Raw genomic sequence first — 21,923 nt, forward strand, 5'->3', positions numbered from 1 at the left:
AAAAGCATATAAGGAAAAGCCGATTATCATTTACCATACAATTTAAAACTTTTAAGCAATCTACACTGTTTTTGGTGTAGACTGTTTTATAAATTTATTATATGAGGAGAAGCGATGAAAAAACTCTCCGTCGAAGATTTTGAGAAATATCTGAAAATATCATCAAAACCTTCAATTATCAAAGATATAAAATTAGATCCCAAAATGCCGGTAGGCCAAGCATTGAGTATACTTCTATACTATCTGTATATTATGATGACAAGAGAAGAGAAAGGAGTTTTGAAAAACGAAGACCCGGAGTTTTTACATAGATTTCGAGTCTCACTTAGAAGAGTCAGGACGCTTGTAAATGAGATGAAAGAGGTTTTTGACCAAACCGAAACAGCCCATTTCAAAAAGGGCCTGACTCAGGTAGCGAAAGCGACAAACAAAAAGAGAGATATCGATGTTTTTATCCAGAAGACGCACAGCATTATCCCTTCTCTTCCAGACCGGTGCAGATACGGATATAAAGAGTTTTTAAAAGAGCTGTATTTTCTGGAAAAAGAGGAGTTTGAAAAACTGAAAAATATAATATCAGGTAGGGAGTTTTCATCTTTTAAAAAAGATTACGAAGAGATGATATTCGGAAAAAAATTGATAAAAAGGGATATGAAAAATATACCTGTATCAAAAATTGTCCATAAACATATAAAAAAGAGGTATGGAAAAATTTTAAAAATGAAAAAGAAACTGCAGAGTTTCAATGAGAATGATTTTCATAAACTCAGAATCGAATGCAAAAAACTAAGATATCTTTTGGAGTTTTTTCATTCTATTCTAAGTACCAAAAAAACAAAGCGTTTGATATCCAGACTGAAAGGTATACAGGATATTTTAGGCGAATACAATGATATGAATATTGAATATAATCTGCTGTGCGACATTTTAAAAAATCCGCATTTTTTAAAAAAAGAGGGATTGGTTACTGCAGGATGCCTTTTGTGTTACATGCAGAAAAGAAAAGAGGAGTTGAAAATCTCTTTCAAAAAAGAGTTTGCCGATTTTGTAGCAAAGACGGGGAAAGAGAAAGATATGATCAGAAAAATTTCATATAGATAACATAGACAAGCCCTGTGGAAATTCCAGCTGCAAATCCGGCCAGAATATCATCGGCCATTACGGCAAGACCGCCTTTTAGTCTCTTTTCCGCTTTTCCTATCAAAGAGGGTTTTAATACATCAAAAATTCTGAAAAAAACAAATGCAAATGCCAGCCATACAAAAGAGGTATCCGGCAGGATACTCACGGCGATCCAGATGCCTGCAATCTCATCTATGACAATTTCGCTTCCGTCATGCCTGCGTGTCTTTTTTTCATATTTGTCTATCTCTTTTATAGCAATTACCGTTAAAAGTACAGAGAGTAAAAAAAGTGTTGATTGCGGTAGAAACAGCAATATTGCAAAGGCTGTAACCAGACCGAACAGACTTCCCCAGGTTCCGGGAGCTTTAGGCAGAAGCCCGCTGTAGCAGCCCGTCAAAAAACATTTTCGAAAATCCATTTCACCCCTTTTTGCTCTGTCTCGTAATTCGTAACTCGTAATTCGTGATTTGTGATTGGTTTTCTCCCACACCCACACCCACACTCACACTCACACTCCTTACTCAAGTCAGAGACGTTGTCTGGTAGAGCTTCATAAGCTCTATATAGAAGTCTTTTTCGTTGTGTTCTTCCATGATGCCCGGAAAGGGAACGAAATTGTAATATAGTTTTTCAAGGTTTTTGAATCTGTTTGGAAAGAGATTGCTTAGTATTATGGCCGAAATCTCTTTTCTTACCAATACTGCAGGCGGTAGAATTCCCAGCTTCAGAAGTTCAAGTATGGACTCGGAGTGGTAAGAGATATGGTGATGGCTTCCGTGCGGGCAGGTATTGGTGCTTACAAGGGTTTTGCATTCGTTACAGTATGCGAACTCGCTTATCGTTTCTATATTTATAGAAAGACCCTTTATAGTATCGAAAACAGATTTTATGGAGTTTTTGTCATAAAACAGACCCACTCCTGCATGGTTTTGGCCGATTGCCAGTTTGTTGCATCCGAAATTCTGTGCAACGATTGCATCCAGGATAACTTCATTGAATCCCGCAAAAATATAGGTATTTTCCAAAGGTACGACAATAACGCGGTTTTTTGGAAGATAGTTTTTTACAAAATAGTCAACGGTTTTATATCTAAGCTCATACGAAAAGTTGTCTTTTTTATAAGGCTTCAGCAAAAAAATGACTACAAGGTCTGTTTTTTCAAGACTCAGTCTTATAAGTCGTTCGTGTGCCCTGTGAAGTGGTTTCGCCGCCATCATGATAGCGGTGACATGTTTTGCACCTATCTCTTTTTTTGCTTTTTTTATTATATCTTTTGTCTTTTTGATATCTTCAAAATCAACATAATAGTTTCCGCTTATGGCATATTTTCCGAGTCTTTTTAGAGTTTCGACGACTCCTGGATGTGAAATATCGCTTGTGCCGTAAATTTTTTCAACTCTTTTTAGCGGATCTATCTCAAAGACCTCCTCGACAGTCAGCTCTCCGTATTTTGTATTGTTCATAATAAGATCTAGAGTTTCGCCTTTTTGTGCGGTTTTTAAAACCTCTTCGTTTCTTTTTCCGCTTGGAGCGAGAATAAAAGAGAATGGAAAGCTTTTGCCTTTGTATATTCCGGTGCGATCGACTTCATCTGCTTCTTTTTTATTCATAAGTCCTACAACAGGGTTAAGCAGACCTTCTTGTACGAGAGCTAGAGTGGCTATGGCTTCTTTGTCAATAAAAAGTGCTCTATTTTTTCTTGAAAATTTCATACTTTTTCCTCTTTTCCCAAAGACTTTTTCTTGAAATACCAAGTTTCTTTGCAAGTGTCGTATCGGGGAATTTGCTTTGATAATTCATAATAATGTATTTTACATAATCGTCGATAGGCAAAATATCGTTTCTGTCAAATATTTTGTTGTCACTTTTTATCTCAATGGAGTTGAAAGGAAGCTCTTCACTGGAATCTGTTGTGGAAACAATTGCATTCTTATCCTCTATAAGTTCCAAAAAGAGCTTTTTCTCACTTTTTTTCAATGTTTGAAAATCTGTTATATACATTAAAGAGTCTGAAATTTTTTTTATTCTGCTAAAAGCGTTCGAATCGTTCAAAGAGATAAAAACAAAAGGCGTGTTTGTCTTTTCGGCGTATCTGAAGGCGTAAAGGTCGGCATTTTTCTGGTAGTCTGTTTTTATAAAAAGAGGCAATTTCTCTTTGGTGGAAATATTTTCGATACTTATGCCTTTAAGTGTATACTCTATATAGGCTCTGTATGTTTCATTCTGTTTTTTAAGCGCTTCATAATCTCTGAAATGTTCGATTTTTCTTATAAGTTCTTCCATCATGAAGGGTTTTAGGATATAGTCATTGGCTCCGGCTTTAAGAGGATTGGAAACGGTGTCGTTGCTTATATATGAGACAAGCAGGATGATTATTGAGTTATTGTAATGTTCAATTACAGGATAGAAATCCTGTCCGTTGATATTTGTCGACAGCAAAACAGCATCGAACTGTTCGTTTTTTATAGCATCTACTATACCTGCAGCCGTTTCGCATGTGTGACCCAGTTCGGTCAGTTTTGATGCGATGCTCTGAGCAAGATATATTTCGTTTTCTACTATGAGTATTCTCATCTCTTACTCCAGTCATAAAATTTCAGTGTTGCCGTTGCCAGGCAAGCGATCCCCTCTTCTCGCCCTATGAATCCCAGTTTTTCGGTTGTTGTAGCTTTTATGTTTATTCTGCTTTTGGGAATCTGTAAAACTTCGGATAGCCTTTTTTGCATTTCGGTTTTAAAAGGCGAAATTTTCGGTTTTTGAGCTGCTATCGTCAAATCTGCATTTACTATCTCATAACCGATAGAATAGATAAGCTTAACGCATTTTTGAAGAAGTATCTTTGAATCTATATCTTTATATTCTTTTTTTGTATCGGGGAACAGCTCCCCTATATCCCCTATTGCCGCTGCACCCATCAGTGCGTCTATAAGAGCATGAATAGCAACGTCGGCGTCAGAATGGCCCTTCAGGCCGAACTCTTTTGTTATCTCAACGCCTCCTAGCATAAGCGCTCTGTCTTTGCAGAAAGGATGAACGTCAAAACCTGTACCTGTAAAAAAGAGATTTGCCGGCGGATTGAGGCACGGCATGTTTTTCAAATCATGAGGATATGTAAGTTTTATATGGTCTTTGTCACCCGGAATATATTTTACTTTTCCTCCTATCGATTTTACGGCGCTGCTGTCGTCTGTAAATACTCTTTTTTGATCCAGGGCTTTTTTTAGTATTTCTGTTTTTGAAAGCTGAGGAGTTTGAATCAGTTTTACTTCATCTCTGTTTATTGTTTCGTTTTTATACACTACAGTATCGCTGACTTTGAGATATGGTACTATGCAGTCTGCTTCCTCTTTTTGAGATATCATGTTTTCAACTATCTCTTTTTTTATGCAGACTCTGGCAATGTCACTTACAAGAACGTATGGGGTGTTTATATGTTCAAGTGCATTTTTAAGCGACTCTTGTCTTGTTTCACCGCCTTTTACAAAGCAAAAACCTGCTCTGCTTTTCATTATATCAATCTCTTGAGCACTGGCGGTAATTACAGTTTTGTCAAAATCGTACCAGGACTCGAATCGTTCAGCTACAAATTGCCATAGAGGCTTTTCGTCAATAATAAGCCACTGTTTCTTGCATCTGCTTCCGAACCTTGTCGAACTGCCTGCTCCAAGTAGCACCAAAGACAAATCAGACAAATTTTATCCTTTTTCTAAAAACTGTTACGAAATTATACACAACTAAAGCTTTGTTTTATCTTTTTTGTGTTAGATTTTGCAAGAGTCACAGGTTGGATTGATAAAAATTGTTCGAAGGATGAAAGAGATGAGAAAAGAGTGGGTAGAAAAAAGAAAAAATGATAAAGTAAGAACTCAGATGTATTATGCAAGAAAAGGCATTATAACCGAAGAGATGGATTATGTGGCCAAAACGGAAGGATTGTCACCGGAACTTGTAAGAAGAGAAGTTGCAAGAGGAAGGATGATAATTCCTGCCAATATAAATCATACACACCAAAAACCTATGGCGATTGGAATTGCTGCCAAATGTAAAATCAACGCAAATATCGGTTCATCCGCTCTTGCAAGTGATATAGAGGGAGAAATTGAAAAAGTAAAGGTTTGTCAGAAATACGGTGCCGATACCATTATGGATCTTTCAACCGGCGGAGATCTTGATGCTATCAGAGAAGAGGTTATAAAGTATGCGGAGGTACCTATCGGAACTGTTCCGATATATCAGATACTTCACGACTGTAATAATAAAATAGAAGATTTGACAATCGATAAAATGCTTGAAGTTATAGAAAGGCAGGCAAAACAGGGGGTCAGTTATTTTACTATTCATGCAGGATTTTTGCTAAGGTCCATGCCTTTGGTTGCAAAAAGAAAGATGGGAATAGTGAGTAGAGGCGGTTCTTTGATGGCAGCATGGATGATGCACTACCATAAAGAGAACCCTTTTTATACGGCGTATGACGAGATACTCGATATATGCAGACAGTATGATGTGGCTCTATCTCTTGGCGATTCGCTCAGACCAGGATGTCTTTATGACGCAAGCGATGAAGCACAGCTAGGCGAATTGAGAGTTTTGGGCGAACTTACTCTCAGAGCTTGGGAAAAGGATGTTCAGGTTATGATTGAGGGGCCTGGGCACGTTCCTATGAACCAGATAGAGAGAAACATAAAAATAGAGCGCGACTACTGCCATGAAGCTCCATTTTATGTTTTGGGACCGCTTGTAACCGATATAGCGGCGGGATATGACCATATATCGAGTGCGATAGGTGCTGCAATGGCCGGATGGTATGGAGCGAGTATGCTTTGTTACGTAACACCCAAGGAGCATCTGGGACTTCCGAACGCTCAGGATGTAAGGGAAGGAATCATTGCCTACAAGATAGCCGCACATGCTGCGGATATAGCAAGAGGCAGAAAAGGGGCAAGAGATATAGATGATGCCATGAGTGATGCCAGATACAAATTTGACTGGAACAGGCAGTTTGAACTGGCACTTGACCCGGATCGTGCCAAAGAGTATCATGACGAAACTCTGCCTCAGGATGTTTTCAAAGAGGCGGAATTCTGCTCTATGTGCGGTCCTAAGTTCTGCAGCTATAAAATCACGCAGACTATTATGGAAGAGCATGGTGCATAATTGATTAAAATCAATGAAGTTTAAAATAAAATAGGATAAAATTACTCCTAATTAAAAACAGAAGGAGCATACATAATGCTGAATGAGCAATTGGTAAAAGAGGTATTATCCACCGTAACATATCCTGGTTTTACAAAAGATATCGTTACATTCGGCTTTCTAAAGGCTGTAGAGGTTTCTGGTGAGAGGGTTATGGTTGAACTTGATATTACATCAAGCTCACCGGAAGTTGCCCAGCAGCTTAGAGATGAGATAACAAAGAAACTTGAGTTGAAAGGGGCAAAAGAGGTCGTTGTGGCTATCAAACAGCCTCAAATGCCGAGAGAAACGTCCAGCAGAGGAAAAAATATAGCCCCGCAGATAAAAAACTTTGTAATGGTCAGCAGCGGGAAAGGCGGTGTGGGGAAATCCACTTCAACGGTAAACCTGGCGATAGCAACAGCAATGCAGGGCAAAAAAGTGGGAATTCTCGATGCTGATATATATGGACCAAACATTCCCAGAATGATGGGCATAGTAGGGGCTCAGCCTGAAGTTGTCGGGAACAAGGTAAAACCCATCATGGCTTATGGCGTTGAAGTTATGAGTATGGGTGTTTTGATGGAAGAGGGTCAGTCTCTTATCTGGAGAGGCGCTATGATAATGAAAGCTATCGAGCAGTTCCTTAGAGATATTTTATGGAGCGACCTTGATGTTCTCTTTATAGATATGCCTCCGGGAACGGGTGATGCTCAGCTTACTCTTGCACAAAGCGTTCCGGTAACAGCCGGCGTAACCGTTACAACTCCACAGATGGTATCACTTGATGACAGCAGAAGAAGTCTGGATATGTTTAAAAAACTTCATATCCCTATTGCCGGAATCTTAGAAAATATGAGTGGTTTTATCTGTCCAAACTGTCAGACAGAAAGCGATATATTCGGCAAAGGTACAACTCAAGAGGTTGCCAATGAGTATCAGACAACAGTGCTTGGCGAAATTCCGATAGAGCCTGCAATAAGAGAAGGCGGCGATACCGGCAAGCCAGTGGTATATCACTATCCGGACAGCGAAACGGCGAAGAGATTTCACAAAGCGGCGGACAATCTTTGGAAATTTATCGAAAAAGTCAATGAAGAGGGTGGGTCGAGCAATGAAATGATACAGCCGACAACCCCTCCTGGTGTAAGTGCTTGTTCGACCGGTGGACACGGTGGCGGATGCAGCTAGGCTAGAAGGAGAAATCCTTCTCGCCAGTATTTATGATTTGCTACAGGTTTTATACCAACACTTTTTCATTAAGTCTTGACAAAGAGACCCTTCTAGTTTTGTTTTTTATATTTTTGTATATTATCACTCATTTACTTTTTTTCAGCGTAAACACTCTAAAGCCTTTTTAATAAAAACCTGATAAAATATGAAAAATCTTCAAGAGGCGTTTTTAATGGGAAAAAACCTCAAAATTGCTGTTCTCAATACGAAAGGTGGAGTTGGCAAAAGTACGATAAGCATGCAATTGCTGGTTCCCTATCTTTTTCAAAAAACTTTACAGCCCGTCTCTTATTTTGAGTTTGATGACGAAAACGAAGATTCCATATCATTTGATAAATGCTCTCTTGTATGGCTTGAAAAAGTGCGAGTGGAAGGAAATGATCTAAGAGATCAGTTAAGAGATATTCTTCTTTTGGAAAACTGCATCTGTATGGATGTTGGAGCAAATAAAACCGCTGTATATGTTCTTGATGCGCTTATAGACAGCGGTATGATATACACGCTTGATCTTATAGTGATACCTCTTATGGATGGAGAACTTGACGCAGTAAGTGCTCTCAATATTTATCATAAAGTAAAAGATGCAAATCCTGATATAAAAACGCTTTTTGTTCTCAACAGATGGAATGAAACAAGAGATTTACACTCTCAGTTTGATCTTTTTTTGGGAGATAAGTACGGACTTTTTGATACAAAAGGTATAATAAACTATATAAAGGAAGAGGATAGAAACTACTGTGTTTTGGCGGATAGTGATGCTATAAAATACAGCAGAAGTTTCGGTATAACTCTGTGGGAACTTGCAAATATCAAAGAAAATATAGATGAAGAGTTGAAAAAAGCTATTTTAAACGGTGCTTCAAAAGATGAGATAAGAAAAATCAGCTTTAAAAAAGCTTTGAAAAAAGATTGTGAAAGTTATAAAGAAAGAATTCTGAAAAAAGCTTTTAGGGACCTTGATAAAATTTTGACTAATTGATCGTAACCAACATAGAATCATATGCAATCTTTGCTTCCACACCTCTCTTTTTTCCCATATCTTTTACAATCTCCTCAGCATCATTATGGTCCATAGAGACAATTTCGGTACCGCAATGTGTAAAAATAGCTTTTTTTACACCGTTTTTGGCACACCATCCTATCTGTGCGCTTACGGTAGTGTGTCCAAAAAGCGTATCTCCTCTTCTTCTGACAAGTGAATGTTTCAGTGCTGCACCGTCACCGATATACAATGAGACATTTTTAAGCGCTTTTTCCATATCAGGAATGTAGACAACATCGGGAACGTAAAAGATAGAACTTTGCTGTGTTATTCTGTATCCTACTGCCGGGGCTCTGATAGAGTGAAGTACGTCGAATGCTTCAAATTTTGTTTCGAAAATTTCAAAGGGTCTCTTTTTTTCTATCGATATTTTTTTTTCTACGGGAAAGTTTTTTAAAATTTCCCAAGTCTCTTTAGTCGCGTATACAGGACAGGGAGCGCCGCACCTGAGTCCGAAGGCGTGATCTGGGTGTGCGTGAGTGATAATGATGGCGTCGGGTCCTATTTCGGGAAGTTTTTCAAGCCAATCTTCTCCACAATCGATCATTATCTTTTTTTTACCGGAATAGATAAGAGCTGAACTCTCAAACTTGTGGAATCTGTTTTTTATCTCTATTTTTCCCTTTGTTCCCAAAAATTTTATCTTCATGATTTTTAACAGTCATGATGCATACATAATACATCTTCGTATTGGCTCTGCATTTTTTGTAGTCTCTGGTCTATTAGTTCGTTTATGATATCTATTGTTTGATTTTCTTCGTTTGCCATAAAAATATTTTGTTCGAGATTTATCGTCTCTTTTTTTGCAGCTTCTACAAGTGAAAGCATCTGGGAAAAGATAATGGTAAAACCTCCGCCGTCCTGGCCGGTATGGGCAGATTCGATAAGACCGTTTATATGGATAAAATCGAGTCTGTTTATCATAACGTTGAGATCTTTGAGGTTGTAATATATAGTTCTTAGTTTGTTTTTTGCAGTATCTACACTCTTTGATAGGGCGCTTGTATAGCTTTTTAGAAGTTTGAAAAGATCTGTAATATTTTCTAAAACTTCAAGTTCTTCTTCTTCATTTATATTTCCCTCATACGCCATTTCTAGCATTTCATGTATAAAGTAGAGGATCATCTCAATCTGGAGTTTTGAAGCTAAAATCTCAAATCCGATACTTTCGATATCGGAATTGGCATCTTTTATAATATTACTCATTTTTTGTATGATTTTTTCACTGTATTCGGCATTTTTACGCATTTCCTGTGAAAGTGTAGAGAAAGAGACACCCTCTTTTTTGATTTTGTATGATTCAATGGAAGCATTTAAAGAGAGAAGTCTTATCTCTTCTGCGAGTTCATATATAAATTTCGATTTTTTATCCAGAGTGTTGTTCAGTTCCAGAAACATCTCTACTTTTGAAAAGATTGTTTCAAAATATCTTCCCAATCTTGAAAAAACCGTTTGAATTGAACAGAGAAGATCTACAAATTTTTCACTTTCAATAGATTTTTGGCTTACGATTCCACATAGCTTGTCTTTTTTCTCTTTTTCAAGCTGCATTTGCCTCGATTTCATCTCTTCAAAAAAGATTTTCTTTTCAAACTCTTCATAGTTTGAAAATCCGAGAGAATTTAATGTCTCGATAAGATATTCGAGAGCTTTTTCCATACCCTCTCTTATCTCTATATTTTTCATCTTTTCATAAAGCGAAGGTATAAGCTTGAAGTATTCAGAAGATGGTTTAAGTCTGATTGAGAGATATTTTTCTATATCCCCTTCTTTGTCAAAGAGAGGGAAAATAACCGCCAGAACCCAGTAATAGCTTCCGTCTTTTGCCATATTTTTTACATATCCGACAAAAGGTTTGCCATCTTTTATCGTATCCCATACCGCTTTGAAAACAGCTCTTGGCATATCCGGATGTCTTATGATATTGTGAGGCTTTCCGAATAGCTCATCTTTAGGGAACTTAGATACTTTTATAAAGACATCGTTACCTGAGAGAATGATACCTTTTTTATCGGTAGTGGAAAAGAAAAGCTCATCTATTTCGAATTTTGACTCGATATTTTTTGGAGCTATTCCTCTTCTGTTATAATTGAACATTGTAAACCTCTGTTATTTTTTTGTAGCGACAATCATATATATTTTTGTCAGTATATTTACAAGTTTTTCCGTATTTTTGGTGATTTCATCAATTGTTGAAAAAACCTTTTCGCTATATTTATCTGTTTTTTCTGATATTGCTTTTTGGCTAAGGTTATGTATTTTTTTATGATAATCTTCTGTTTCGCCAAGTAAGGATATAACTTCGTCACCATATTTTTGTAGCTGTTTTACAGCTTCTGTTGAGTAGAACCAAGAACCGAATTTACATGTAGTATAGTCAACCAGATCGATACCGGCGCCTCCTTCGAGTACTTTTGCCAGATCGGAGATATATGTTGAGTGTTCTATTATAGCGTTCAATATTTCTGTTTCTATCTCTTCATCCGCTTTTGAAAATTTGTCCCATGCATTTTTTGTTTCATCTATTGACTCAAAAATTTTCTCTTCTATATCTTCTGCCAGCTCATCTACTTTTTTGAGTTCATCATAAAGAACTTTTACGTTATCTTGAAGCTCTTTTGCATTCTCTTTCTGTTTTGATGTAAGATCTACCTGGTGTTCGATAAGATCCGTTACTATATTGTTTGAATATTTTATTTTGGAGAAGATTTTTGCTACGCTTGCGGCACCTTCGGCACTGTCTTCAACAATATTTTTCGCTTTGGATACGACCTTTGCCGTGTTGTCCATTTCGTCCATAACGGAAATTGTTACATCCCTTATCTCTGAAGCGCTTTTAGAAGTTTTTTCCGCAAGTTTTCTAACTTCATCAGCAACAACTGCAAAACCTCTTCCCACTTCTCCGGCACGAGCAGCTTCAATAGCCGCGTTTAGAGCAAGAAGGTTTGTCTGTTCGGTAATTTCCAGTATTACATTCAGAACATGGTCTATTCCGCTTATTCTTCTTTTTAGCTCTTCTGTAGTTGAAGTTAGATTGTCCATAACCGCTACAGAGTTGAGTATATTGTTATTTGTTTTCTGTAGAGTCTCTTCACCTTCTGATACAAGGTCGTTGGCTTTTTTCTGAGACTCTCCTATTTCGTTTATAGCATAGAGCAGCTTTTCAGAGACGCTTTTGTTTTCTCCTGACAGATTGTTTATTTTCTGAAACATATTTTCAAACCCGTCAAATCTGTTTTTGAGTTGAAAAATATCGATACAGGCAACAGCATTTTTATATATGCTTTTGGCAATATCTTCGTTTCCTTCCAGTCGTTCCTGATTCTCTTTTTCTAATTGGGCAATTTTCCTTTTCAGATGCTCTATCTCATACTCTTTTTTTTCCAGTTTTGATTTTAGTTTGTCGATAGTTTCTTGCATCTCTTTTTCTGTTTTTGCCATGACTTCTCCTTATTTTTTAGAAAATGCTGCAAAGATTTTTTCCATTTTTTCTTTCAAAACTTCTGCAGGGAATGGTTTGACTATATAGTTGTTAACTCCGGCTTTTATAGCCATTATTACATTTTCTTTCTTTGCTTCGGCAGTTACCATCAATATAGGCAGATGTTTTAGATTAGGGTCTTTTCTGATCTCTTGAACCATTTCAAGTCCGGTCATATTGGGCATATTCCAGTCTGTAACAACAAAGTCATATTTTTTTGTACGAAGTTTCTGAAGACCTACTTGTCCATCTTCCGCCTCGTCTATATTTTTATAACCGAGTTGATTTAAAAGATTTTTTATAATTCTTCTCATTGTGCTCATATCATCAACTACAAGAATTTTTATATTTCTATCGGGCAGTGCCAATTTATCCTCCTGAATTTCTCATTTTTTTATTGCATATTCATGTACTATATGTAATAGGTCTTTTGTGTCAAATTTAACCAAATGCGCATCTGCTTTTACATATTTTGCTTTATCTACAGTTGCTTTATCTGATAGAGATGTGTTTATTACAACCGGAACTTTGGAGAATTCCGGATGCTCTTTTATCTTTTTTGTAAAAGTGAGTCCGTCCATGCCGGGCATCTCTATATCACTTATTATGAGTTGAATCTTGTCGGTAATATCTACTCCCTCTTTTTGTGCCTCTTCATATATATTTTGTAAAAATTCGAGTCCTTCAAGTCCGCTTTGTACCTCATATACCTTGTGGCCGTCTTTTTCCAAAATATTTTTTATTATTCTTCTTGCTACGGGACTGTCGTCAAGAATAAGAATATTGTAGTGTCCTTTTCTCTCTATTCCTTCAGCTATCTCTTCGCTTAAACTGAATACTTTTATCATTCCAAGTTCGTCGAGTATTCCTTCAAAGTCAAGAAGCAACAGAAGTTTTCCGTCTTCTATCTCTATTACACCAACTACTTTTCCTCCCAGTTTTTCATCTATACTTGCCGGAGGTTTTTTTATATCGGTCCATTTTATTCTTCTTATTCTCTTTGCTTCATGAATAACGATACCCATTATTTCTCTTAAAAACTCCATAACAATTACATATTTTCCGGCATTTTCAGGTTCATTTATCTTCATCCATTTTGCTAGATTGATAATGGGTATGACATTGTCTCTTATTTTTGCCAGTCCTTCGACTTCATCAGGCATTCCCGGGGATTTGAAGATATTTTCCGGTTTTTGTATCACCTCTTTGACTTTAGCAACGTTTACTCCAAGAACCCATTCGTAAATATCGTTGTTTTCAATAACTTCAAACATTCTAAAATCGATAATTTCAAGTTCATTTGCACCTGTTTCCAATATTTTTGGCAAAAGATCTTTATTTTTCATCAGTAACCTCTTCCGTGAATTTTTCTATTCCTCTTCCTCGTTTTTTTTGCTGAAAAGCTTTTCGATATCGAGCATTATCAGAAGATCCCGGTTTCCCTCTTCATTGTCTGCCAAAACGACGCCGGTTATATATTTGGGGTCTATACCGATGGAGTTCATAGGAGGAGAGTGAATATCTTCAGGATTTATGGAAGTTGCTCCCACAATCTCATCTACAGTTAGTCCAATATTTCCCAGATCAGAATCTATTACGAGGATGAATTCTCTGCTTTCTTCGCTATCGCTTTCAAGCCCGAGCATCTTTTTAAGATCTACAACAGGAACTATGCTTCCTCTGAGATTCATGACTCCTAAAATATACTCTTCTGTTTTAGGGACAGGAGTAATATCCATATGTTTAGTAATTTTGATAACGTTTTTTATATCGATTCCTACGAGTTCATCATTTAATCTAAAGGATATGACACGCTCTTCTGTATTGATCTCTTCAACAATATCCTCTTTAATACCGAGTACTTCCGTTTCCGTCATCAGACCACTCCTGTCAGTTCGCTTTTTTTGTCGTTTATAAGAGAGTTAATATCCAGAATCAGTACAACTTTACCGTCACCCGTAATTGTTGCACCTGCGATTCCTTTTGCATCACTTAGTAGTTCACCTAAAGGTTTTATAACTATCTCTTCTTCACCGTACAGTTCATCTACCGCAATTGCCAGACTTTTTTCTCCCACATTAACTATTATTATAAACTTGCTTTTACCGCTCTCTTCTATATCAAACAGTTCATTTAGACTGAACATAAGATATACATCATCTCTAAGCATCAATGATTTAAAGTGTCCCACGTTTTTTATTTTTTCTGAGTCATATTTTATTATCTCCGCCACAGAAAATAGCGGAATTGCAAAAATCCTGTTGTTTACACCAACCATAAGTGTTCTGATAATGGCGACTGTCAACGGCAGCTTCATAACAATTTTTGTACCTCTGCCTTTTTCACTGTCAACCTCTATGGTTCCTCTCAGAGAATGAATGGTTGAGGCTACAACATCCATTCCTACCCCTCTTCCCGATACGTCGCTAAGTTCTTCAGCAGTTGAGAAACCGGGAAGGAAAATAAGCTCAAAAACCTCTTTATCATTCATGTTTACACTTTGCTCAGGTTTTATAAGCCCCTTTTCAATAGCTTTTTGTTTTATTATTTCTGGGTCTATTCCTTTTCCGTCATCTTCTATTGCTACAATTATTCTGTCGCCTTCCTGAAAAGCCGAGAGTTTTATCGTTCCGGTTTCACTTTTACCTGCTTTTTTTCTCTCCTCAGGCGTTTCAATACCATGGTCTATAGAGTTTCTTACCAAATGAATAAGCGGGTCTTCCAGTTTGTTGAGAATTGATCTGTCTATTTCCGTATCTTCACCTTCTAGTTCAAGACGGATATTTTTGCCAAGTTTTTTAGAGAGGTCTCTGACGATTCTCGGAAATTTGCTGAAAATCTTCTTTACCGGCTGCATTCTTAGTTTCATAACCGCTTCTTGAAGATCGCTCACTGATCTGCTCATGCCGGCTATGGCTTCTGAAAGCTCTTCCGCTGTTTCCATATCTCCCTGAACATTGGAAAACCTGGAAGCGAGTTTAATTATGCGGTTCCTATCCAAAACCAGTTCCCCGACAAGATTCATTAAAATTTCAACTCTGTTAATATCTATTCTTATTGTTTCTACCTCTTCTTTTTTAGGCTGTTTTTTTGTTTTCTTTTTTTCGGTACTCGGAGTTTTTTTCTCTACGGCTTCTACCTCTGCTTTCTTTGATATTTCAGGAGTTTCTTCAGATTTTGTTTCTTCGGTTATCATTTCTTCGATCAGATCTTCAACCTCTTTTCCTTCTTCAACAAGTTTTTCGAGTTTTTCAACTACGCTCATATCCCTTTCATCAGGAGGAAGAAGTATGATTTCATCTAGTATCTGGGCAAAATTTTTACCTGGATATTTAATAATGAGGTTTTGTATATCCGGATCAACTCCTTCTTTGAAAACAATTTTTATATTTTTCTGCTCCTCTTTCTCTTTTGTGCCAACTTTTTCTTCTATACGTTCATCACCGGACCAAAATATCTCTTCTTGAGAATTGGTTTCGGGATTTGTTCTGACTATCTCTCCTGAAAGAAGTTTTTCAAGCTTATTCAAAATTTCTGCGATATCCTCTTTATCAGGGATCACCCCCTCTTCTTTAAGGGATATGATACCGTTTTTTAGCGTATCTATACCTTCTAGAATAATATCCATTTTATCGGAGTCGAGTTCCATCTCGTCATTTCTTAATTTGTTAAAGATGTCTTCTATTTTGTGTGCAAGCTCTATTATACTTTCGAGTCCCAAAAATCCTGCTCCGCCTTTAAGCGTATGCATTCCTCTGAATATTTTGTTGAGTAGATCTTTATCGGTAGGATTCTCTTCTAGTTCAACCAGATCCTGGTCCAGACTCTCCAGTATCTCTTCTGCTTCAAGCATAAATTCGTCAAAAATTTCTTTCATATCTTCGCTAAATTCTACTCTCATAATACGCCTTTATATTCCAAATTCTTTTAAAATATCGTCAACGTCCTTTTGCTCCACCTCATTTTCCCAGGCAAACTCCTCTTTGCTTTTTATAAACTCCTTGCTTTTTGTATCTACGTCTTTTTCTGAGATGCCAATTTGCGTACCTGTTTCATCAATCAATTTTTCAAGTCTCTTTAAAAAAGAGTCGATTTTAAGGAGTCTTTGTGCAAATATGTCCTGAAACTGTGCTTCCGATAAAATTCGTGTAAGGTTGTTTTTCATTTTTTCTATATCTTCGGAGTTTTCTCTGTCAGTGTGGGTGTTTTGTAAATTTTTTTCTATGCTATTTAGAAGTGTTAAAGTTTCATTTGTACACTTTAAAATATTTTCAGCCGCTTTTTCACTCTCCTGTGCCGCTTGCTGCAGATGACTGCAGGCCGTTTCAATATACTCTTTTTCTTTTGCCAGAGATAGAAAAATTTTTTTAAAATCTTCAATTTTTTCCACAGGCGGCAAAGAGTTGCTGTTTTTGATATTTTCCATTAATGCCTCTAAATGTGATGTAGGTTACCCTATTATCGGATAATTAGATTTAATTTTAAATAAAACAGACAAATTTTCTTGAAATTAAATCAAGAGAATATATTGTTGTTTTAAGGAAACAGTATCAAAAAGAGACTTTTTTAACTAAAGGCACGAGTTTTTATATGTTTAAATTATATTGAAACTTTTAATCAGTATAATTTTTGAAAAGCAGTGATTTAATGTTTAGAGTCTAATATATAAGGAAAATTAGTGTTATGAAAACCAGGAGCAGAGCGTTATTTTTTTGGTTAACTGGAATTTTGGCGGTTTTATTTCTTGTAGGTTTTGTCCATATAAAATTTACTGAATATAAGTATATCGAGAATCTGTCGAAAATAGCACAACTGACGGAACATGAAATACAAAAAGGAAAAATTGCTACAACCGTCTTAGATAAAAGGTTTGCAAGAAATGTATCACAAGAGTGTGAAAAATTGGTAAAAAAGATAGATAGACTGGAAAAAAACGAATATACTGAAAAAATCCACAATCTATTTAAAGAAACATCAACGATTCTTGAAAATTATGCAAATGGTGATTTAAGCGCTGCTGACGCCAGAAACAAGCTATCAAATCTTATGCAAAAGACAAAAAAACTGAAGCAAAAAATAGAAGCGGATGGTTCGCGGATATTTTCTGTTGCCGATTTTATTTTAATCGTGCTTACTATTGTTATTATCGTTTTTATGGCAATCATTTTTTTATTATTTTCCAAAGAGTCTCAAAACAGCGAGAAAAAACTCATAGATCTTTTATCAAACATAGAAAAAGGAGAAATTTCACAATATCTTACGCTTAAAAATAGTAAAAAAAGCGGAGTTTTCGAAAAAGAGATCGAGTCCTTTCTTAAATGGATTAGCGGTTTTTTAAACTCCGTCTCCAAAACCTTGAACAGAGTCTCAAAAGACTCTTTATTGATGATAAACGCCCTTGCCGATATGAAGGAGAAAAACAGAGCGATAGATACAAGCTCATTTGAACTTTCATTGTCTTCAGAAGTGTTGTCAAACTCCGTAAATAACGTAAACAGGCAGATAAAGAGTGTTTTTGATACAGTAAAAGATATAAACCTCAAAGCAAAAACCGGTTCAAAAGTTATAGAAAACTCTATTTCAAATGTACAAAATCTTGCTGACGAGGTAATAGAGCTTAAAAAAAGGGCACAAATACTTACAAAAGAGTCTGAAAAAATAGAAGAAGTGGCTGATACTATAAAAAGTATCGCAGACCAGACAAATCTACTGGCCCTCAATGCTGCAATAGAAGCAGCAAGAGCCGGAGAACATGGAAAAGGTTTTTCCGTAGTGGCTGATGAAGTAAGAAATCTGGCAAACAGTACATCTGTGTCAGCTCAAGAGATTGCGGATATTATAGTTTCCGTAACGGAAGCTATAGTAAATCTTTCTGATGAACTTGAAAAAAGAAGCAATGAAGCTATTGAAGTAAAAGAGAGTATTAACAGTACCGGTGACGTTTTTGAATCCATCGAAGAGAATATTGATAAAGTTACACATACTGCGGAACATATAACAAAACTTGTCGATGAACAAAAAGGGGCGCTAGACATTGTTAAAGACAGTGTAATCACTATTAGAGAAGAAGTGAGTGAATTTGCTGATGTTTTAAGTTTTCTTGAAGAGGAAATAATTCAGATAGCAAATGGGATGGCTGTTTTGGAAAAAACAGTATCAGAATATAAATCTTTTGACGAAAAAGTTGTATCAAAAGGGAAAATTCTTTTTTTAGAGATTATTGCAAAAATTATGAAAGATGAGAAAGTTTTAAAAGAGAAAATTGACGAATTTGAAAAATGGCTCAGAACAGAGTTTAGCTCTGTTTTTATAAATATGCCTGAAAAAGAGAATCTTTTTGATGAGTTAGAAAACAGTTTTAATGAAATAGAAAAAAACATTTTCAAAATATCAAAATGTTTTAAAGAGACAGAAGTAAAAAGAGATAAAAAAGTTTTTTCAGATTTAAGATCCCAAATAGAGAATGTGGAAAATATTTTTGAAAAGACAGAGTCTATTCTGAAAAAAAGATAGAGGGATTTTATGCAGTTTGAGATAGGAAAGAGATACAGTGCGAAATTTTTTATCCCCAGAAAGTGCAACGAGTTAAATATTTTAAAAGAATTCGTTTTTTTATTCAGTCTCAAGGTTTACGATATAAAGAGTGATTTTATTGTTTTTACTGCACTAAACCCCATAGAGAGTATAAAGATTTTTAAAAAAAATAGTAAATTTTATGTTTATCTACCAAAAGAAGAGAGATTTTATGAATTTATTCTATTGGATAAGGAGAGTGAAAAGATAAAAGCCAAAATGTCAGATTCCGGAACTTTCAAAGAAAGAAGAGAGTTTGAGAGATTTTCTTTATGTCCCGAAAGGTTTGGAGCTATAGAGATTTTCAAAGAAGGAATCAAACTAACTGACAAAGGTTATATCGATGATATCTCCGCATGCGGTGTTAAGATACGCGTAGAGGAGTTACTGGATCTTGAGAGTGTTGATAGGATAGATATTTACAATAAAAAAGAGGATTTTCGTATAAATCTTCAACTTGATGTGGTATCATACGAAAAAGATAAAGACCAAACTATTATAAGGGGTAAAATACTCTCTTCCAATACAAATATGATGAGACTGTTGGCGGAAGTTTATATAGAAATGTCAAAAGATGTTATGAAAAAAGGGTATAAAATTGGCTGAAGAGAACAAAACCTCGAATCTGAAGGGAATAGAAAAAGCGGCGATTTTTCTTTCCGCACTGCCGGAGGAGAAAACCGTAAAAATTTTTAAACTTTTAAAAGAGCATGAGATAGAGCGTATTATAAAAACGTTACTTTCGATAGAAACGCCCTCAAAAGAGACATTGAAAAATATACTGGAAGAGGCCTATGCTTTTTTAAGAGAGGTTTCACCTATAAAGCTGGCTCCGGAGCATCTTAAAAATATTTTAGAGAGAGCCCTTCCTCCCGATGTTCTTGAAAAACTTTTAGAAGATACTTTCAACTCTCAGGAAGGCAAAGAGATATTCAAAGAGCTGGAACGTCTTGATTCGAAAGTAGTAGCTAATATCATAAAAGATGAACACCCTCAGGTGGTTGCGCTTATCTTGTCTCAGATAAAATCTTCCAAGGCGGCAGAAATACTTCAATATATACCCAAAAGAGTTGGTGTTACAAATGTTCAGGAAGAGGTTATAAAAAGAATCGCTTCCATAGAAAAAATCTCCAATCAAACTCTAAAAGTTGTAGCGAGCACATTAGAAGAAGAGCTTCTTACAATAGGTGCCGGAAAAGAGGAGGCTTTAAGCGGTATAGACATAGCAGCGGAGATTGTGAACTCTCTGCCGAAAGATATTCAACAGGAAATTCTTGACGATATCAAGAAAGAGAACGAGATACTTGCAAACAATATCGAAGAGAGAATGTTCAAATTTGAAGACATTATCAAACTTGACAATAAAGCCATTATTGAAATTCTTAAAAATGTTGATAAAAATGAGCTTCTCGTTGCGCTCAAAGGAGCTCCTGACGAAATCTTGAATAAATTCCTATCCAATATGTCAAAACGTGCAGCAGAGATGTTTGTAGAAGATATGGAAGTTCTTGGACCGATGAAAAAGAGTGATGTAGAAAAAGCGCAGAAAAAAATCATAGAAGAGATAAAATCTCTTATCAACAAAGGCATCATAGATTACGGTTCTGGCGAAGAGTATATATAATAAATCCGGATAATTCACAGCAACTTTCACATAAAAAAGACAAAATGTGATAAAATAGTGGATTTTTTTAAGAAAAATAGCCGTTTTTCCCCCTAAAACCCTTGAAAATGCCCCAAATTATCTGTATAATAAAGTTAATTTTGAGAATTCGCAAGGGTTTTAATGTCTGAACAGGATTTCCTCTCCCAGGATGAAATAGACGCACTTCTTGGCACTGACCAAGAAGAGACCATTGAAGAGAAAAGCGATACCGCTCCTTTTGATTTCAGTGAAATCGAAAGTATCAAAAAAGGCGGGTTGCCAGGTCTAGAACTTATTTATGAGAGATGGATAAAACTATTTAGAGACGAAGTCCGAAAAATTCTTCCGCGAATCAATATGGTCTCCAAAGAGAATATCTATATAACCAGATTTAATACTTTCATGTCAAAAATTCCTATGCCTTCAAGCTATACAAATATTACTATGAAACCTCTTAAAGACAACGCACTTTTTGTTGTTGATGCAAGACTTGTATTTACTGTTGTAAGTGTGCTTTTTGGAGGTCCTGCAAAGCCTTTCAAAGTGGAAGGAAGAGAGTTTACCAAGCTTGAAATACAGATTATTTCAGATTTTATTGATACGGCTCTTTCTACTTTTGAAGAGATATGGAAAAAAATCTATCCCATAGAGATTGAAAAAAAGGCTATAGAGCTAAATCCTACACTTGCAAGAATAGCTTCACCAAATGAAAAAGTTGTAGTAGTTGAATGCAGTATAGATATTGACGGATATGAAGCTCCTCTTTTTTTCTGTTTTCCGCAAGGCATGTTTCTGCCTATAAAAGATATTGTTTATACTGAGATGGGCGGTGAAGAAGATACTTTATGGAAAGAGAATCTGATCGGCAAGCTAAACTCTTTAGAGGTAAATGTAACATTGGAACTTTGCCGACAGACGTTTCTTTTAAAAGAGATACTCCGCTGGAATGAAGGTGATGAGCTTATTCTCAATAAAGATAAAGATAGCGATCTTAAACTTAGAATAGAAGAGAGCCCGAAATTTTACTGTAAGATGGGAAAAATAAAAGATAGATATGCGGCACTTGTTAAAGAACCCATTGTGAAGGAAAATGATGAGTGAAGAAAAAAATATAAATGAAAACGATACGCAAGAAAAAGAGCAAGAGAGCAGCGAAGATATTTCCCAGGAAGATCTTGCTGCACAATGGGAAGAGCAGATGAGTGAAAGTACAGAAGAAGAGGGTGTTGATCAAGAAGCTCTTGCTGCCCAGTGGGAACAGGAAGCCGTTACAGAATCTAACGAAGAGGTCTCTCAGGAAGATCTTGCTGCACAATGGGAAAAGGAAGCGCTGGGGCAGGAAGCAGCTCCCTCTTATGAAGGATATGAAAAAAGCGAAAACTCAAGACTTTCGCTCCTTATGGATATACCTCTTGAAGTTACGGTAGAGATAGGTTCAACCAAAATGCCTATAGAAGAGGTATTGAAATTGAATCCAAACAGCGTTATAGAACTTGATAAGTTTATCAGTGAGCCTGTTGATCTTAAAGTAAACGGGAAATTGATAGCAAAAGGTGAGCTTTATACTGTAAAAAACAGTTTCGGTATTAAAATTACAAATGTTATAACACCTGAGGAGAGAATGAAACTCCTCGACAGAGAATAAGGAAAAA

Annotated in this window: 21 protein-coding genes and 1 pseudogene; 9 read left to right on the forward strand and 13 right to left on the reverse strand. The window is 36.2% G+C overall.

Features of this window, described 5'->3' with window-relative positions:
• The first annotated feature begins 114 nt into the window (after window positions 1-114).
• The gene (locus EPR_RS02880) at window positions 115-1,101 is read left to right on the forward strand and encodes a CHAD domain-containing protein (protein WP_200763780.1); all 987 of its coding nucleotides are present in this window, start codon (window positions 115-117) and stop codon (window positions 1,099-1,101) included.
• Here EPR_RS02880 and EPR_RS02885 read toward each other — a convergent pair.
• The 4 genes from EPR_RS02885 to EPR_RS02900 form a co-directional block, all read right to left on the reverse strand.
• Window positions 1,079-1,543, reverse strand: coding sequence for a phosphatidylglycerophosphatase A family protein (locus EPR_RS02885; RefSeq protein ID WP_200763781.1), 465 nt, complete (start codon window positions 1,541-1,543; stop codon window positions 1,079-1,081). The genes EPR_RS02880 and EPR_RS02885 overlap by 23 nt on opposite strands.
• Before the next feature lie 103 nt (window positions 1,544-1,646).
• On the reverse strand, window positions 1,647-2,837 hold the full coding sequence (locus EPR_RS02890) for a sulfate adenylyltransferase (protein ID WP_200763782.1): 1,191 nt from the start codon (window positions 2,835-2,837) through the stop codon (window positions 1,647-1,649).
• On the reverse strand, window positions 2,815-3,699 hold the full coding sequence (locus EPR_RS02895) for a response regulator (RefSeq protein WP_200763783.1): 885 nt from the start codon (window positions 3,697-3,699) through the stop codon (window positions 2,815-2,817). Before EPR_RS02895 ends, EPR_RS02890 begins: the two co-directional genes overlap by 23 nt.
• Window positions 3,696-4,817, reverse strand: coding sequence for a bifunctional 2-C-methyl-D-erythritol 4-phosphate cytidylyltransferase/2-C-methyl-D-erythritol 2,4-cyclodiphosphate synthase (locus tag EPR_RS02900; protein ID WP_200763784.1), 1,122 nt, complete (start codon window positions 4,815-4,817; stop codon window positions 3,696-3,698). Before EPR_RS02900 ends, EPR_RS02895 begins: the two co-directional genes overlap by 4 nt.
• A 127-nt stretch (window positions 4,818-4,944) precedes the next feature.
• Between EPR_RS02900 and thiC the strand changes: the two genes are divergently transcribed.
• The 3 genes from thiC (at window position 4,945) to EPR_RS02915 (ending at window position 8,509) form a co-directional block, all read left to right on the forward strand.
• Window positions 4,945-6,279, forward strand: coding sequence for a phosphomethylpyrimidine synthase ThiC (thiC, locus tag EPR_RS02905; protein WP_200763785.1), 1,335 nt, complete (start codon window positions 4,945-4,947; stop codon window positions 6,277-6,279).
• Between the two features lie 75 nt (window positions 6,280-6,354).
• On the forward strand, window positions 6,355-7,488 hold the full coding sequence (locus tag EPR_RS02910) for an Mrp/NBP35 family ATP-binding protein (RefSeq protein WP_200763786.1): 1,134 nt from the start codon (window positions 6,355-6,357) through the stop codon (window positions 7,486-7,488).
• 214 nt (window positions 7,489-7,702) lie between these two features.
• Window positions 7,703-8,509 (forward strand): ParA family protein, encoded by an 807-nt coding sequence (locus EPR_RS02915; RefSeq protein ID WP_200763787.1) that lies wholly within the window; start codon window positions 7,703-7,705, stop codon window positions 8,507-8,509.
• Here EPR_RS02915 and EPR_RS02920 read toward each other — a convergent pair.
• The 9 genes and pseudogenes from EPR_RS02920 to EPR_RS02955 all read right to left on the reverse strand — a co-directional run bounded on the left by EPR_RS02920 (window position 8,502) and on the right by EPR_RS02955 (window position 16,479).
• Window positions 8,502-9,221: an MBL fold metallo-hydrolase gene (locus tag EPR_RS02920; protein WP_200763788.1), complete on the reverse strand. Its 720-nt coding sequence runs from the start codon at window positions 9,219-9,221 to the stop codon at window positions 8,502-8,504. The genes EPR_RS02915 and EPR_RS02920 overlap by 8 nt on opposite strands.
• Before the next feature lie 5 nt (window positions 9,222-9,226).
• Complete coding sequence (locus tag EPR_RS02925) at window positions 9,227-10,669, reverse strand: methyl-accepting chemotaxis protein (RefSeq protein ID WP_200763789.1); 1,443 nt, start codon at window positions 10,667-10,669, stop codon at window positions 9,227-9,229.
• 12 nt (window positions 10,670-10,681) lie between these two features.
• On the reverse strand, window positions 10,682-11,032 hold the full coding sequence (locus EPR_RS09350) for a CZB domain-containing protein (protein WP_234697190.1): 351 nt from the start codon (window positions 11,030-11,032) through the stop codon (window positions 10,682-10,684).
• Between the two features lie 195 nt (window positions 11,033-11,227).
• A pseudogene (locus tag EPR_RS09355) lies at window positions 11,228-12,013 on the reverse strand (methyl-accepting chemotaxis protein); the annotation flags it as partial.
• Between the two features lie 9 nt (window positions 12,014-12,022).
• Entirely contained in the window at window positions 12,023-12,421 is a 399-nt protein-coding gene (locus EPR_RS02935; protein WP_200763791.1) for a chemotaxis response regulator CheY, read from the reverse strand.
• An 18-nt stretch (window positions 12,422-12,439) separates the two neighbouring features.
• The gene (locus EPR_RS02940) at window positions 12,440-13,399 is read right to left on the reverse strand and encodes a chemotaxis protein (RefSeq protein ID WP_200763792.1); all 960 of its coding nucleotides are present in this window, start codon (window positions 13,397-13,399) and stop codon (window positions 12,440-12,442) included.
• Window positions 13,400-13,423: 24 nt separating this feature from the next.
• Window positions 13,424-13,930 (reverse strand): chemotaxis protein CheW, encoded by a 507-nt coding sequence (locus EPR_RS02945; protein WP_200763793.1) that lies wholly within the window; start codon window positions 13,928-13,930, stop codon window positions 13,424-13,426.
• Window positions 13,930-15,954 (reverse strand): chemotaxis protein CheA, encoded by a 2,025-nt coding sequence (locus EPR_RS02950; protein WP_200763794.1) that lies wholly within the window; start codon window positions 15,952-15,954, stop codon window positions 13,930-13,932. Before EPR_RS02950 ends, EPR_RS02945 begins: the two co-directional genes overlap by 1 nt.
• Window positions 15,955-15,963: 9 nt before the next feature.
• Window positions 15,964-16,479, reverse strand: a complete 516-nt coding sequence (locus EPR_RS02955) for a hypothetical protein (RefSeq protein ID WP_200763795.1) — start codon at window positions 16,477-16,479, stop codon at window positions 15,964-15,966.
• Window positions 16,480-17,459: 980 nt separating this feature from the next.
• Here EPR_RS02955 and EPR_RS09360 point away from each other — a divergent pair.
• From EPR_RS09360 to fliN, 5 genes are all read left to right on the forward strand, one after another.
• Window positions 17,460-18,566, forward strand: coding sequence for a methyl-accepting chemotaxis protein (locus EPR_RS09360; protein WP_267905530.1), 1,107 nt, complete (start codon window positions 17,460-17,462; stop codon window positions 18,564-18,566).
• Between the two features lie 9 nt (window positions 18,567-18,575).
• Window positions 18,576-19,232: a hypothetical protein gene (locus EPR_RS02965; protein ID WP_200763797.1), complete on the forward strand. Its 657-nt coding sequence runs from the start codon at window positions 18,576-18,578 to the stop codon at window positions 19,230-19,232.
• Entirely contained in the window at window positions 19,225-20,250 is a 1,026-nt protein-coding gene (gene fliG / locus EPR_RS02970; RefSeq protein WP_200763798.1) for a flagellar motor switch protein FliG, read from the forward strand. The genes EPR_RS02965 and fliG overlap by 8 nt, the downstream gene beginning before the upstream one ends.
• A gap of 162 nt (window positions 20,251-20,412) precedes the next feature.
• Entirely contained in the window at window positions 20,413-21,372 is a 960-nt protein-coding gene (gene fliM, locus EPR_RS02975; RefSeq protein WP_200763799.1) for a flagellar motor switch protein FliM, read from the forward strand.
• Entirely contained in the window at window positions 21,365-21,916 is a 552-nt protein-coding gene (gene fliN, locus EPR_RS02980; protein WP_234697165.1) for a flagellar motor switch protein FliN, read from the forward strand. The genes fliM and fliN overlap by 8 nt, the downstream gene beginning before the upstream one ends.
• Window positions 21,917-21,923 lie beyond the last annotated feature (7 nt).

Origin of the sequence: Nitrosophilus alvini (assembly GCF_015100395.1) — a bacterium.
In the GTDB taxonomy this organism is placed as follows: domain Bacteria; phylum Campylobacterota; class Campylobacteria; order Campylobacterales; family Nitratiruptoraceae; genus Nitrosophilus; species Nitrosophilus alvini.